The sequence below is a fragment of the Nitratidesulfovibrio liaohensis genome, from assembly GCF_011682075.1.
Taxonomy (GTDB): domain Bacteria; phylum Desulfobacterota; class Desulfovibrionia; order Desulfovibrionales; family Desulfovibrionaceae; genus Cupidesulfovibrio; species Cupidesulfovibrio liaohensis.
In genome coordinates this window covers 1-14,400 of sequence record NZ_VSMK01000497.1, presented here as the reverse complement: position 1 = coordinate 14,400, position 14,400 = coordinate 1, and the positions used below count along the sequence as shown (strand labels likewise).

Genomic DNA, 14,400 nt, shown 5'->3' with positions numbered 1-14,400 from the left:
GCGCCCGGCAGGCCCGTTGCGCCCGCTGGGGGCGATCTTGACCTGGCCGAGGCCCCGGTGTGCCAGCAGCATTGCGAGCATGCCGACGTCATCGCGCGGGTGCGCGCCCGCATGGCACCGGACGAGGACATGACCGAACTGGCCGCCACCTTCCGGTTGCTGGGCGACCGCACCAGGGTGCGCATTCTCGAGGCGCTGGCCGGGGACGAACTGTGCGTGTGCGACCTGGCCGCCGTGGTGGGGCACAGCCAGTCCGCCGTTTCGCACCAGTTGCGCCTGCTGCGCGCGGCCAAGCTGGTGCGTGTGCGCCGCGACGGCAAGAACGCCTTCTACTCCCTGGACGACGACCACGTGCGGCATCTGTTCCGCCAGGCGCTGGACCACGTGCAGGAAAGCCGCTGACCGGCGGCGCAAGGAGCGTTTCCATGTTCCGACAGTTCCGGGCGTCTCACACATCCTGCCCATCGTGCTCATCGTTTTCATCTGGGCTCCGGCCCACGGTCGCCCGCATGCGTGGGCTTGCCCTGCGGGTGGCCGCCTGCCTTGCGCTGTGCTGCGGCCTTGCCGCGCTGCCCGTGCCCACGCAGTACCGGGGGGCGACCGTCCAAACGGCCCGATCCTCGTTGTCCGTGCTTCCCGGTGAGGCCCGCGCGGAAATGACCGTGGGACAGACCATCTACGTGCCGGTGTATTCCTCGGTGGTGTACGGCAACCGGGGGCGCACCCTGAACATCACCACCATGCTCTCGGTGCGCAACACCGACCAGCGGGTGCCCATCACCCTCATGGAAGTGCGCTATGTGGACGAGCACGGCAAGACGGTGCGCAGTTACCTGGACGGGCCGCGCCAGTTGCCCCCGCTGGGTTCGGCCCAGTTCGTGGTTGAGGAATCGGACACTCTGGGCGGTTCCGGCCCCGCGTTCATCGTGGTGTGGCGCGCCGCCTCTCCGGTATCGCAACCTCTGGCCCAGGGGGTGATGATCGGCACCGTGTCGTCGCAGGGCATTTCGTTCATTACGGAGGGGAAAGTCATCGGCGGCGTGAAGTAGCGGGCGTCGCAAGGGGCTTTTTGTTTCTGGCTAACCGACCCGAAGGGCGCGGAGCGGGAAAAACGGTTTTGCATCCCGGTCACGTACCAAAGAGTACGCGTTGCTGTCGCCATCCGTAACATTCGCGCTGTGCGCTCATGTAACGGTTGCCGCGCTCCCTCCATGAAAAACCGTTTTCCCTTGCCAGAGAACAAAAATTCCTCTTGCGGCGTGCGAGCAGCTTTCGCGGTTTTGCACCAGCGGCGAAATATATTTAAGGTGCAACGCGCGGTCCTTCGGGGCCGCGTCTTTTTTTGTCCATTCACCTCTTGGTGCAGCCGGGCGGACCCATATCTTGTTACCCGCCGGGCCACATCCGGCGCGGATTTTCGTTGACAGGGGGAGGGTGTTCGGGTGAATTGGTTCAACCAGTGAATGGTTGTACCAATTCTGCACCCGTTCGCACATCCCACTGCCAGGAGGGCCGTTGCGTGAAAGCGCAGATGACCCCCGCCTTCAAGCCCGCACGCCGCATCCGCCTGCACGAGGAAATCGTGGGGCAGATTCGTGACCTCATCGAGAAGGGCGAGCTGAAATCCGGCGACAAGCTGCCCCCCGAACGCCGCCTGGCCGAGCTGTTCGGGGTGTCGCGCCATTGCGTGCGCGAGGCCATTCGCTCGCTGGAGCAGCAGCGCATCGTCACCAGCCGTCTCGGCGACGGCACCTACGTGCTGGACGACACGGAAGAAACGCTCATCGAGCCGCTGGCCGCCATCATCGAGCAACGCCGCGCCAAGCTGCGCGAGGTGCTGGAATTCCGCCGTCTGCTGGAACCGCAAATCGCCGCGCTGGCCGCGGCCCACGTCAGCGACGGCGACCTTGCGGCCCTGCGCCGCGCCCTGGATGCACAGATCGCCGAGATCGGCGGCGGCAATACCGGGTCCGATGCCGACGTGGAATTCCACATGATCATCGCCCGCGCCACCCGCAACACGGTGGTGCAGGAAGTGCTGACCCGCCTGCACGACATCCTTGCCGACAGCCGCGATTTCACCTTGCAGACCGAAGACCGCCGCCAGTGGGCCGTTGCGACCCACGCCAACATTCTCGCCGCCATGGAGGCGCGTGACCCCCAGGCTGCCTTTCGCGCCATGCATGAACATATTCTGCACGTCGAGGAAATAGCCCTCGAATGGTCGGGGGAATGACCCCCATGAGCAACCGCGCATGACCACGCAAGCGGCAAGACCACTCACCGCGCGCCCCGGCGCATCCGGCACAGCCGGAATGCCCGGAGCGCCCCACGCCAACGACGCCCAGGGCGATTCACGCCCGGTGCGGGCACGGCCCGCGCCGCCCATGTTCGCCTGGCAACGGAGGGACATGATGAAGGAAGTTCGCGACAAGGCACGCCAGTTGATGAAAGGCTACTGTCGGGTCTGCCCGGTGTGCAACGGCAAGGCCTGCTCGGGCGAGGTGCCCGGCATGGGCGGCCTGGGCACCGGCGCAACCTTTGCCGCCAACCTTGACGCGCTGGCCGCCGTGCGCCTGAACATGCGCCTGGTGCACGACGTGAAGGAGCCCGATACCACCACCACCATGTGCGGCATCGCCCTGGACATGCCCGTGCTGGCGGCGCCCATCGGCGGCGTGTCCTTCAACATGGGCGGCGGCGTGAGCGAGGAAGACTACGCGGCCGCCGTGGTGGGCGGCTGCGCCGAACGCGGCATCATCGGCTGCACCGGCGACGGCGTGCCCCCGTTCATCATCGACGCGGGTTTTGCCGCCATCACTGGCGCGGGCGGGCGGGGCATTCCCTTCATCAAGCCGTGGGACGGCGCGGAACTGGACGAAAAGCTGGACCGCGCGCTGGAACTGGGCTGCCCGGCCATCGGCATGGACATCGACGCGGCGGGCCTTGTGACCCTGCGCAAGATGGGCCGCCCCGTGGGCCCCAAGACCCCGGCGGAACTTTCGCGCATCGTGGCCAAGGTCAAGGCCAGGGGCATGGCGTTCATTCTCAAGGGCATCATGACCACCATCGACGCCAGCCTGGCGGTGGAGGTGGGCGCTGACGGCATCGTGGTGTCCAACCACGGTGGCCGAGTGCTCGACCATGCCCCCGGCACCGCCGAGGTGCTGCCAGAAATCGCCGACGCGGTGAAGGGGCGCATCGCCATCCTGGCCGACGGCGGCGTGCGTGACGGCGTGGACGTGTTCAAGATGCTGGCCCTCGGCGCCGACGCCGTGATGCTGGGCCGCCCCTTCTCCATCGCCGCCGTGGGCGGCCTGAAGGATGGGGTGACCATGCTGGTGGACAGCATCAAGGGCCAGCTGGTGCAGGCCATGGTGCTGACCGGCAGCGCCAATGTGGCGTCCATTGGCCGCCACGCCCTGCGCTTGTGATTGCAAATGGCCGTTTCGCGTGTTGGCCGTAGCGCCAGCAAACGAGAAACCGCATTTGCACCGTGACGGATATCCGGTCCGGCGGCTGCCCGCGCAGGCAGTCGCCGGACCCTCAAGCCGGTGTTCGGCAAGCCGGTGTTCGGCAACCCGGTGTCCGGCGGAACGCCGCGCGCCATGGCCGGAACCACGCGGGCCGCGCACTGCCCGCAACGCGGAGAGCCTTTCATGATTCTCACCCTCGCGCTCTACCTTGTCGTCGGCGCCATCGCGGGCATCCTGGCCGGACTGCTCGGCGTGGGCGGCGGGCTGGTCATCGTGCCCATGCTCAACTTCGCCTTCGCGTTGCAGGCCATTCCGGGCGACTACATGCAGCACCTGGCGCTGGGCACGTCCATGGCCAGCATCATGTTCACCTCGATCTCCAGCTTCCGGGCGCACCACAAGCGCGGGGCGGTGCTGTGGAACGTGGTGTGGCGCATCACCCCCGGCATCATCACCGGCACGCTCATCGGCACATGGGTAGTTGCCCAGCTTTCCACCAATTTCCTCAAGGGCTTCTTCGTCTGCTTCCTGTACTGGGTGGCGGCGCAGATGCTGTTGAACCTCAAGCCCAAGCCCTCGCGCGAACTGCCCGGCACCATGGGCATGTTCGGCATGGGCAACGTCATCGGCGGGGTGTCCAGCCTCGTGGGCATCGGCGGAGGCACGCTGTCGGTTCCGTTCATGGCCTGGTGCAACGTGGCCATGCATACGGCCATCGGCACCTCCGCCGCCATCGGCTTTCCCATCGCGGTGTCCGGCACCGTGGGCTACATAGTTAACGGGCTGGCTACCCAGGGCCTGCCCGCGAACACCTTCGGATTCGTTTACCTCCCCGCCCTGGTCGGCATCGTCTGCGCCAGCGTGCTCACGGCCCCCCTTGGCGCCCGGCTGGCGCACAGCCTGCCGGTGACCAAGCTCAAGCGCATCTTCGCCGTGCTGCTCATCGCCATGGCCACGAAAATGCTGATAGGTCTCTTGTAGACGGGTTTCTCTCCCACCGAAGGTATTCTCACGCACGGCCCCCGGCGCCCCTACGCCGGGGGCTGCTGCGTTTGTGGCCCTGGCACTGCCACGGCTCCGTTCGCTTTCGTGCGGCGTGACAGGCGAAACAGGCAAAACAGGCGTGCCAGACGGGCAGAGCGGGGGGTTGCATTCGCCGGGCCGGGCATATAGAGGGGCTGAATGTCCATGCATCTTTACAAAACTTTACATTCCACCCATGACCGAACGGTCCGCGTGTCCGGCATGGCTCCCGGCCAGGCAAGGGGGCGCGGCACGGCGAAGCAGTTGCCTGGCCTGCACGTGCTCCCCCCGCAGGTGTCCGCGCTTCCCCTGCAGGTGCCTGTGCAGCATGTCTGGAGCGCGTGCCTGCTGACCGCGTGCTTCCTGGCCGTGTGTCTGTTGCTGCCCGCCCCGGCAGTGCGTGCGGCGGGCAGTACGTTGGGGCAGGATGCCGACGCCGTGCAGCAGTTCATCCGCACCGGCGCGCAGCTTGCCGATGCCTATGGCGCAGGCCCCGTGTGCAGCCGTGTCGATCGGGACATGGACAGCGTGCGGGGCGTGCGCCTGGGGTCCGAGGCGGCCATGAAGCGGCTGCTGCTGGTGGAGAACGACCCCAAACAGGAAATGCTGCGCAGTGCGTTCCGCCGGGCCAACGAGTCCGCCTCGCGGCTTGAGCATACCCTGGACGGCACCGGGGCCGTCTGCCGGCAGGGGGGCGATGCGCGCATCGACTCCACGGGCTTTCGTCTGCGTCTGGAAAACGAGGCGCTGTTCATGGCCGAGAATGGCCGCACCCTGTGCCGCACCCTGCGCACCGAAGTGCCCGGACTGGTCTGGCCGGATTGCGACCGGCCCTGACATCCGGTCCTGACATCCCCCCGTCGATTCGCCCCGGCTTCCGCCCGTCACCCCGCCTTTCCGCCTGCCTGCCGTAGCATCGCTGTCTGTCGATGCAGTCTAGGGGGTATGTCTTTTGCCCGCTTTGGTGCACCGATGACCTTTTCGTGCTTTGGCGGCGGCAGTCGACATGATGTGCATATCGTTCAGCGTGCTGAATTTGTGGTCATTTTTTTCTGTTGTATGCGATGCCGCCAATGGCGGCGACTGCGTGCCCGCCACATTCCGCCCGCCGCCGCCCTTGCCCGCGTGACGCATCCGGGGTAGAGGCACGGCCAACGCGCCCCGGCTTCACGGCAACGGCGGTACGCGGTGATCCGGACTGAGTTGGGCGCGTCTGCCGCATGGCGGGGCGTGCCCCTGTTTTTTCATGCCGGTACGGGTGTCCGGGCACCGGGCCGGGCTGGGAGGTTTGCATGGCTACCCGCAAGGATCTGGCCTATTCCGTCCGCTGGAACCTGCTGCTGCTCACCGTGGGCTCGGCGTTGTTCGCCCTTGGGGCGCAGGGCATCGTGGCCCGGCACGGGTTTCTTACCGGCGGCATCTACGGCATCGCGCTGCTTGCGTGGTACCACACCCATCTGCTGTCTCCGGCGGTCTGGTACCTGCTGTGCAACATCCCGCTGTTCGCGCTGGGCTGGCTGCACGTGGGGCGGCGGTTCCTGCTCTACAGCCTGTACGGCATGCTGGCCACTTCGCTGTTCGCGGAAGTGTTCCAGAACGTGGACCTCGGCGTGCACGACCAGTTGTACGCCGCCGTGGCCTCCGGGGTCATCTGCGGGGCGGGGGGCGGCATCATGCTGCGTTCGCTGGGGTCCGGCGGCGGGCTGGACGTGGCGGCCATCATCCTGCACAAGCGCTTCGGCCTCGGCATCGGGCGGTTCGGCTTCGGCTTCAACGCGGTGCTGTTCACCGCCAGCCTTGTCTCCATGCCCGTGGATACGGTGATCGCCTCGCTGATCCAGGTGTTCATCGCGGCGGTGACGCTGGAATACGTGCTGGCCCTGTTCAACCAGCGCAAGGTGGTGTTCATCATCTCCGAGCACAGCAGGCGCATCGGGCACGATCTGGTTTCGGAACTGGGGCAGGGGGCCACCTTTCTGCAGGGGCGGGGCGGATATTCCGGTGACGACCGGGAAATCGTCATGACCGTGACCAACAACGTGCAGCTGAAGCGTATGGAAGAACTGGTGTTCACCGTGGACCCGGAGGCGTTGTTCATCGTGGAAAACACCTTCACCGTGCTCGGTGGTCAATTTGCACGCAGAAAGGTGTACTGACGCAGATGGTTGTGGCATAGTCACAGACACGCAAGCATTGTCTCGACATCGCCTTGGGGGAGGCTGCATGACCGACCTTGTTCCGCGAACCCCATCGGGGCGACGCTGCCCGGCGCGTTCCGCGCATCCCTTGCCCGCATGCCGCCAGCCCGCGTGCAGCATCTCCGCACCGCGTTTTGCCCTGCGGGCCGTCTGGCTGACCGTGGCGGCCTTGTGCGTGCTGCTGGCTGTCGCCGTGCCGCACGCGCGGGCACAGGATGCCACGGCAGCCGCAACTGCCTCCCCAGCCGCGGATTCGCTTGTTTCGGCCCCCCCCGCTGGTGACCCGCCCGCCGAACCGTCGCCCGCCGTCCGTCCAGAGAGTGGCGTGCCGGTGCTGCGCATTTCCGTGGACAACGGTCCCACGCACTTTCAGGTCAGAGCCCTGCGCCGCTTTGCGGAGGACGTCCGGCAGCGCCTGGCCGGACGGCTGCGGGTGGAGGTGTACGACAGCGCAAGCCTGTACCGCGACCGCGACGTGTTGCAGGCACTGAACCTTGGCCGAGTGGAAATGGCCCTGCCGGGTACCTGGGTGCTGCATTCCGTGGTGCCCGACTGCGGCGTGTTCATGCTGCCCGCCTTCTACGGTGCCCCGGCCCGTGCCAGCCTGGCCGTGGCAGACGGCCCGCCGGGGCGCATCATCGATTCCCGCATCGAACGCAACCTGCGCGTTGCCGTGCTGGGCCGCTGGCTGCAACTGGGCCACGCCAACCTGTATCTGGTGGACCACGCCGTGCGGCGGCACGAGGACCTCGCGGGGCTGCGCATCCGCGTGGCGGGCGGCCCGGCCAACGAACTGCGTCTGGCAGCCATGGGCGCACGGCCCCTGGTGGTGCCCTGGCCAGACCTGCCGCACTGGTTGCAGGGCGGCAACCTGGACGGGCTGATGACCACCCACGAGACGGCAGTGTCCGGCCAGCTGTGGCGCTACGGGGTGAGCCACGTGTTCGAGGACCACGCCTACTTCGCCATGTACGTGCCCCTGATCAACCGGGCCTTCTGGGAACGCCTGCCCGAGGACATGCGCAGCGTGCTGCGCTCTGCCTGGGAAGATCACGTGGACGAGGCGCGCGCCCATGCTGCCGAGGCCCAGACCGAAGCCCGCGAGGCGCTTCGCGCCCAGGGGCTGGTATTCGCCGTGCCCGACGATGCCGTGCTGCGCCGCTGGCGGGAACGGTTGCGCCTTGGCGAGCGCGATGTGGTGGATTTCGTGGGGGTGGACCCCACGCTGTACGAAATAGCCAAGACGGCGGCGTGGCAGGCGGAGCAGAGCCCGCCCAAGTAAGACGGCTGCGGTCCGTCATGCCGCTGGCTCCATTGTCCGCCTGATTTCCGGCAGGCAGCCCGGAGACCCCACCCTGCCTTCAGGCCTGTCTGCCGCACGCGGCCACGACACTGTCGTCCACCCACAGGGAGGGTACATGCATCCGTTCCGTTCGCCTTCCGTTCGCCCGGCCACCTCGCGTTACCAGTTCCGCCCGTTTTCTCCCGTCACCCTGTTCCGCATGGCGGCCCTGTCCTTGCTGGCTCTGCTGCCCCTGCTGTGCCTGGGGCGGCCAGCCCTGGCCGGAGAGGCGACCCTGCCCAAGCCCGCGTCGCAACCATGGGCCGAGGTGGAGGCCTCCGCGCGTGGCAGCACGGTGCGCTTTCACATGTACGGCGGCATGGCCACGGCCAATCGCTACGTGGACGGGTTCGTGGCACCGGAACTGGCGCGCCGGTACGGCATCACCCTGATGCGGGTGCCCATGGAGGCTCCGGTGTTCGTCAACCGGTTGCTGGCGGAAAAGTCCGCAGGCCGCGCCACGGGCAGCATGGACCTGTTGTGGATCAACGGCGAAAACTTTCGCAACGCCCGGCTGGGCGGCGTGCTGTGGGGGCCGTATGCCCCGGCCTTGCCCAACATGGCCCTGACCGACCCGGTGCAGAGCGCCACCGACTTCGGCTATCCCGTTGACGGCTACGAATCGCCCTACGGGCGCGCCCAACTGGTGCTGGAGTACGACACGGCCCGCACCCCCGAACCGCCGCACACCATGGCCCAACTGGGCGAGTGGGTGAAGGCTCATCCGGGGCGGTTCACCTACCCCCAGCCGCCGGATTTCACCGGCTCCGCCTTCATCCGTCAGGCCTTCTACGCCCTTACCGGGGGGCATGCGCAGTACATGCGCCCGCTGGACAAGGATATGCTGGGCCGCAAGGCACCCGCCCTGTGGACGTGGCTGCGCGATCTGGCCCCGCACCTGTGGCAGGCCGGGCGGGCCTACCCGCGCGACGCCGCCGCGCTGGACGCGCTGTTCGCGCGGGGCGAGGTGGACTTTTCCGTTTCGTACCACCCGGCACACGCCCAGGCGCTGATCGATGACGGCACCTACCCGGCCACCGTGCGCACCGTGGCCCTGGACGACGGGTCCATCTTCAACACGCATTTCGTGGCCATTCCCTTCAACGCGCCCAACAAGGCGGGGGCCATGGTGGTCGCCAACTTCCTGCTGTCGCCCGAGGCACAGCTGGCCAAGATGGACCCGGCCTGGTGGGGCGATTTTCCGGCCATCGAGGTGGGGCGGCTGTCCGAAGAATGGCGCGCGCGTTTCGCCGCCGTGAAGATGGGCGAGGCCACCCTGGCGCCAGACGTGCTGGCCAGACGCGCCGTGCCCGAGATTCCCGCCGACTGGCTGGAGGCACTGGAACGCGGCTGGGATGCCGAGGTGCTGCGCAAGTAGCACTGCGGTGCCGGTTCCGGATTCGGGACCGGAGGATGCAGTACTGGTGTTTTGCGGGGGCCGCTTCCGAACGGGGGCGGCCCTGTTGCGTGGGCAATGGGGATGCGTGGTGTGCGCAGGATGGAATGGGCGTAAGGCCGCGAAAGGGCGGGGTGGATGCGATGACACCGTATCGCGCCGTGCCGCCGGGGCAGGGTGCAGGGCACGCATGGATGCACAGGGGGACTGGGCGGGAACTGGCGGATACCGGCACGAACGAGGGTGAGCGGACGAAGGCAGGGTGAAGCCGGGGCACTCGCGCAAGCGGTAGAGGCAGGAGAGGCAGCGGGGCGGGGCTAGTCGTGCCCGCCGTACTCTCGCGCATGCCAGGCGCGAAGCCCGCGCGGCTTGTCACGCAGGTAGCCGGTCACCAGATAGTCCAGCAGGTTGCGCGCCGCCTTGTCCGACAGCAGCAGCAGGGGGGTGTCTGCTCCCTGCGCCTCGAGCAGCAGCAGGCTGGCGTCCTGAGTGCAACAAAATCGCTGGCCGGGGCCGCGCGTGCGCAGGGCAAGACACAGGTCGCACAAATCCTGCTCGCTCAGGGGCGAGAGGGAAGCAAGCCAGGACATGGCATCGGTAGTGGCGTTAGTATAATCGAGCATGATGTATTTTCCAATATATTGCCCGGCATGGGCTGCGTCAAGCATGTGCGGGTGCGCACCGCTGGCCCCGCGGGGGAAAATATAAATGACCGGCGCGGGGCGCCCCTGCTAGACCAGTACCGGCGTCGGCGCCAGCCGCGCACGGCGCCAAGTTCGTAGAATGGGGTTCGCAACGTGAAGCATGACATCGACGGCCTACTGGGTAACGTGGGCAAGGAACTGACGGGCCTTTCCGTATCGCTGGACGGGCTGGAACGCACGCCGGACGGCGCGTACATCGTGCCTGCATCGGTGCTGCTGTCCATGGTTCATTCCGTGCAGCAGATACTTTCCCTGTGGAGGAAGGCCCACTCGACGTTCAGCATTGCCATGGCGTCGAGCGTCCTGTGCCGCGAAGAGGCGTTGAACACGTTGTTCGACGCCGCTGAGGACGGCACGGAGCATTGATTCCTGTCGTCCTTCCCATCAGCAACCACGCTTCGCAGTACGAAGCCCGCAACCGGCGCGCCTGAACTGGCCGGGCGTGCCATTGAAGCCGCAAAGGGCGGGAGCATGTGCTCCCGCCCTTTGCGGCGTGGCGCAACCGCCGCCAGGCGGTGCGACATGCAGCTGCGCCGGAGCCAGCGGCATTGATTGCCGTTGGCCAGCCCCGGTGTCGGCGTGCCTTTGCCCCGCATCGGGGTCATCCTGTGCAAGGTTCGGGAGCTTGTGCTCCCGTCCTTTGCGGCGTTACCGCAGCGGCCTGCCGGTGAGGGAAAAAGAGAAGGGCGGGAGCTTGCGCTCCCGCCCTTTCGTGAACAATGGGCCGTATGGACTACACGCAGCCGGTGGGCTTGGGCAGGCCGGCCATCTTGCAGGCGCCCTTGCCGGGGCCGGAGGGGAACAGTTCGTAGATCTCCTTCAGCTTGAAGCCGGTGTTCTTGGAGAGGATACGAACCATCGGGGCGATGCCGTTCTTCTTGTAGTAGTCCTGCAGGAAGTCGATGATCTTCTGGTGATCGGGGGTGATGTCCGCGATACCTTCGGATTCCTTCACGAATTCAACCCACTCGGTGCTCCAGTCATCAAAGCGAAGAAGGAAGCCGTCTTCATCGACTTCGAAGCTCTTGCCCTTGTAAGTGACTTCAGCCATGCGTGTCCTCCTTGGACAGGTTCTTGGCAGTGAAAGGGATGCACGACAAACGCCTGACCTTCGCATCGTGCGGCGATGCGCCGGCCGATGATAAGCAGCGATCCGCTGCCTCTATCCGAATGATGGTCGCCCGAGGGCAGATTCTGCCAGCTGGATAAACCGCAGCTACCCGGCGTGTCAACGAGGACCTCTTGCGGGGCCATCGCTGGTGAACCTGTACGCTTCCCGAAGGGATGCACTCACAGGTGTCGGAGAACCGAATCGCGCGGATTTTTCCGGGTTCCAGCCATACGGACGAGGCACAAGATGCCACAATGTCATGAAAAATTCAAGGCAGACGTGGGTGTTTTTTCGGCAAGCATTACAGCCCCCTACGGGTGAGCGTGTAAACAGTTGCTCACCTGCCGCAACGCGCCCGGCAGAATGGGCGTGATACGGGCCGTATGGGGTGTGCTATGGCGGGCAGGGGAAACGCTGCATGCAAAGATGCATTACTGTTCCCTCAATGGCAGGGGTACTGTAGTGTGTTGCCGGAAGTGTGTCAACGCATGTGAAATAATGCACGAGAAGTGACCGGGCACAACATGCCGCTTACAGTGGAGTGTTGCGCAGCAGGCGAAAACGAGGCGTGGGAAGTCGTTTATGTTATTACACTGAAATAGCAGGGAATTGTCATGCGATGCGACTTGGTGGTCGTGTGGTTTGTGATTTGATTCACAAGGACCTGACCGCTCTGGTCCGAATGTCATGCGACACGGTCGTGGTGCCGGAAACGTCTACGTCGGGGGTGATGGTTTGGCGCCCGGAAAGGATAGCTGTTCAGGTCATCTGTCCTGGGCAACCCTATGCCGCAACCGTGGGGGGCATACCCCTGCCAACCTTGACAGCCCCCACCCCCGTTGTTACCCGTTTGTGCTACTGCAAGAACTGCATCCTCATGATGCCGGAGCCTTCATGCCCAGCCTCGGACAGCGCGAAACCCAGGTGCTCGCCACCATCATCGAAAGCTACATTGCCTCGGCCTCGCCCGTGGGCTCTCGCGCCGTGGCCGAGCATTCCGGCCTGCATCTTTCCCCGGCCAGCATGCGCGCCACCATGTCCGACCTGACCGACCTCGGCTACCTGGAACAGCCGCACACGTCCGCAGGAAGGGTGCCCACGGCGCGCGCCTTCCGGCTGTACGTGGACAGCCTGCTGCGCCCATTGCCGCTGGGCAGTGCCGAGCGCGATGCCATAGCCGACGAGCTTTCGCGGCAGGAACTGGAGATTTCCGGCATCCTGCGCCGCGCCGCCAACCTGTTGTCCGGCCATGCCCGGCAACTGGGCATGGTGGTGGCCCCCAGCGAGGACGAGGCCCGCTGGCGCAGCATCGAATTCGCCCCGGCCGCCGAAGGGCTGGTGCTGGCCGTGCTGATGCTGGAAGGCGGCCTGGTGCGCACCCGCACCGTGCGCGTGGACGAACGCTACGGGCAGGATGAACTGGTGCGCTTCGGCAACTACCTCAACGAGCATTTCCGGGGCCTGTCCCTGTCCGAGGCGCGCGACCGCATCGGCCACGAACTGGCCCGCGCGGGATCGCGGCTGGAGGAAATGTGCGTGCGCGCCCTGGCCCTGTCGCGCCGCGCCGTCGAACACATGGGCGACGACCGCGAACTCATCGTCAACGGCACGCTGAACATGCTGGACCACGCTGAATTCACCGACGTGGGCCGCATGCGCGACCTGCTGGCCGCCATCGAGGAACGCTCGCGCCTGCTGGAACTGCTGGACCGCACCCTGTCCGAACGCGACGTGCGCATCACCTTCTGTCAGGACGTGACCGACGGCGCACCCGACGGGCTGCGCGGGTGCAGCGTGATCAGCGCGGCCTACGGCGGCGACACGCCGCGCGGCGTGGTCAGCGTGGTGGGTCCGTTGCGCATGGACTACGCCAAGATCGTTCCGGTGGTGCAGTGCGTTTCGCGGGCGCTTACCCAACTGTTCCGCGAACGGTTTGCCGCCGCGCCTTCCCGGTTGCCGTAATCCGGCCATTTTCCGGTCATTGCACGATACATGCGACCCGCCCCGGCGGGATATTTCAACGACGACGTCACGCTTCAGGATTTCAAGGAGATTCAGGAACATGCCCCCCAGCAATGTGTTCAAGGACAATGTGGAGATCAGCCCCGAGGCAGAGGCCCTGCGTACAGAGGCCGATGCCCCCGCGCGGAATCAGGCCGCCGGTTCGGGTGCCGTCGTGGCGATTGACGATGACTGCCTGCGCGAGCAGTGCGCCGCCCGGCTGTGTCCGGAATGTCCCGAACGGGCCGAGGCCGACGAGCAGCGCCTGCGGGCCCTGGCGGAAATGGACAACTTCAAGAAGCGGTTGCAGCGCGAAAAGGACGAACAGGTGCGCTACGCCGCCGAAGTGGTGCTGGCGGACCTGCTGCCCACCCTGGACAACTTGGACCTGGCCCTGCAATACGGGCGCGGCAACGCGGCCTGCAAGGACATGCTGATCGGCGTGGAAATGACCCAGAAGCTGCTGCTGGACGCGCTGAAGCGCCACGGCCTGGAACCCGTGGGCGAGGCGGGCGAACCGTTCAGCCCGGAAATCCACGAGGCCATCGGCGCCGAAGTGCGCTCCGATCTGCCGGAAAACACCGTGTGCGCGCTGATGCAGCGCGGCTACCGGCTGAAGGATCGCCTGCTGCGGCCCGCCAAGGTCACGGTAAGCCGTCCGGAATAGGCGTCGAATAGCAAAGGTCACGCAATGCGGACATCAGGCGGCACGTCCCCCGGCGGGGCGTGCCGCCTGCGCGTTGCAGATGGAAGAGGGCCGGAACAGGCCGGAGGAACTGGTCGGGACTGGTCAGAACAAGCCGAAAACAGGCGCAAAGGGGGTGGAAGCGGTTCTGCAGCATGACCGTCGTCTTGCCTGCCGCCCTGTCCGTGGGGCTGCCCGGTGCCAGTCCGAACACCGACATCATTTGCGCTTCACCCTGCTTCGCAGTATGGGGGGCCGCATGAGTACACACCGTTCCCCCTGCCTTGATGCGGGTGGGCTGCTGCGCGTTGCCGGGGGCGGCGTGCTGATCAGCTTTTCCGCCGTGTTCGTGAAGCTGGTGCACGTGGGGCCCAGCCAGTCGGCCTTCTACCGCATGTTCTTCGGCGGCCTGGCCCTGCTGTGCGTGGCGCTGGCCCGGCGCGAGCGGCTGCGCGCGCGGCCCG

The 14,400-nt window shown here is 66.3% G+C and carries 14 protein-coding genes and 1 pseudogene; 13 read left to right on the top strand and 2 right to left on the bottom strand.

Features of this window, described 5'->3' with window-relative positions:
• The first annotated feature begins 42 nt into the window (after nucleotides 1-42).
• The 9 genes from FVW27_RS14855 (at nucleotide 43) to FVW27_RS14815 (ending at nucleotide 9,417) form a co-directional block, all read left to right on the top strand.
• A complete protein-coding gene (locus FVW27_RS14855) occupies nucleotides 43-402 on the top strand; it encodes an ArsR/SmtB family transcription factor (RefSeq protein WP_167126560.1) in 360 nt (119 codons plus the stop codon).
• Between the two features lie 107 nt (nucleotides 403-509).
• Nucleotides 510-1,049 (top strand): DUF3124 domain-containing protein, encoded by a 540-nt coding sequence (locus FVW27_RS14850; protein WP_167126555.1) that lies wholly within the window; start codon nucleotides 510-512, stop codon nucleotides 1,047-1,049.
• Between the two features lie 470 nt (nucleotides 1,050-1,519).
• The gene (locus tag FVW27_RS14845; RefSeq protein ID WP_167126552.1) at nucleotides 1,520-2,236 is read left to right on the top strand and encodes an FCD domain-containing protein; all 717 of its coding nucleotides are present in this window, start codon (nucleotides 1,520-1,522) and stop codon (nucleotides 2,234-2,236) included.
• Between the two features lie 178 nt (nucleotides 2,237-2,414).
• The gene (locus tag FVW27_RS14840) at nucleotides 2,415-3,434 is read left to right on the top strand and encodes an alpha-hydroxy-acid oxidizing protein (RefSeq protein WP_167126557.1); all 1,020 of its coding nucleotides are present in this window, start codon (nucleotides 2,415-2,417) and stop codon (nucleotides 3,432-3,434) included.
• Nucleotides 3,435-3,659: 225 nt separating this feature from the next.
• Nucleotides 3,660-4,457, top strand: a complete 798-nt coding sequence (locus FVW27_RS14835; RefSeq protein ID WP_167126549.1) for a sulfite exporter TauE/SafE family protein — start codon at nucleotides 3,660-3,662, stop codon at nucleotides 4,455-4,457.
• A 363-nt stretch (nucleotides 4,458-4,820) separates the two neighbouring features.
• Nucleotides 4,821-5,336, top strand: coding sequence for a hypothetical protein (locus tag FVW27_RS14830; RefSeq protein WP_341806155.1), 516 nt, complete (start codon nucleotides 4,821-4,823; stop codon nucleotides 5,334-5,336).
• A 455-nt stretch (nucleotides 5,337-5,791) separates the two neighbouring features.
• Nucleotides 5,792-6,655, top strand: coding sequence for a YitT family protein (locus tag FVW27_RS14825; protein WP_167126543.1), 864 nt, complete (start codon nucleotides 5,792-5,794; stop codon nucleotides 6,653-6,655).
• A 367-nt stretch (nucleotides 6,656-7,022) separates the two neighbouring features.
• Entirely contained in the window at nucleotides 7,023-7,979 is a 957-nt protein-coding gene (gene dctP, locus FVW27_RS14820) for a TRAP transporter substrate-binding protein DctP (RefSeq protein WP_341806154.1), read from the top strand.
• A gap of 136 nt (nucleotides 7,980-8,115) precedes the next feature.
• The gene (locus FVW27_RS14815) at nucleotides 8,116-9,417 is read left to right on the top strand and encodes an ABC transporter substrate-binding protein (RefSeq protein ID WP_167126536.1); all 1,302 of its coding nucleotides are present in this window, start codon (nucleotides 8,116-8,118) and stop codon (nucleotides 9,415-9,417) included.
• A 335-nt stretch (nucleotides 9,418-9,752) separates the two neighbouring features.
• Here the strand turns inward: FVW27_RS14815 and FVW27_RS14810 are convergent, their stop codons facing one another.
• A complete protein-coding gene (locus FVW27_RS14810; RefSeq protein WP_167126534.1) occupies nucleotides 9,753-10,058 on the bottom strand; it encodes a hypothetical protein in 306 nt (101 codons plus the stop codon).
• Between the two features lie 174 nt (nucleotides 10,059-10,232).
• On the opposite strand from FVW27_RS14810, the gene FVW27_RS14805 reads away from it, so the two are divergent.
• Nucleotides 10,233-10,505 carry a hypothetical protein gene (locus FVW27_RS14805; protein ID WP_167126531.1) on the top strand — a complete coding sequence of 91 codons (273 nt, stop codon included), beginning with the start codon at nucleotides 10,233-10,235 and terminating at the stop codon, nucleotides 10,503-10,505.
• A gap of 367 nt (nucleotides 10,506-10,872) precedes the next feature.
• On the opposite strand, the gene FVW27_RS14800 is transcribed toward FVW27_RS14805, so the two are convergent.
• On the bottom strand, nucleotides 10,873-11,190 hold the full coding sequence (locus FVW27_RS14800; RefSeq protein ID WP_007523442.1) for a TusE/DsrC/DsvC family sulfur relay protein: 318 nt from the start codon (nucleotides 11,188-11,190) through the stop codon (nucleotides 10,873-10,875).
• 954 nt (nucleotides 11,191-12,144) lie between these two features.
• On the opposite strand from FVW27_RS14800, the gene hrcA reads away from it, so the two are divergent.
• From hrcA to FVW27_RS14785, 3 genes and pseudogenes are all read left to right on the top strand, one after another.
• Entirely contained in the window at nucleotides 12,145-13,212 is a 1,068-nt protein-coding gene (gene hrcA, locus FVW27_RS14795; protein ID WP_167126528.1) for a heat-inducible transcriptional repressor HrcA, read from the top strand.
• 100 nt (nucleotides 13,213-13,312) lie between these two features.
• Nucleotides 13,313-13,918: a nucleotide exchange factor GrpE gene (locus FVW27_RS14790; protein WP_167126525.1), complete on the top strand. Its 606-nt coding sequence runs from the start codon at nucleotides 13,313-13,315 to the stop codon at nucleotides 13,916-13,918.
• A 277-nt stretch (nucleotides 13,919-14,195) separates the two neighbouring features.
• A pseudogene (locus tag FVW27_RS14785) lies at nucleotides 14,196-14,400 on the top strand (DMT family transporter); the annotation flags it as partial.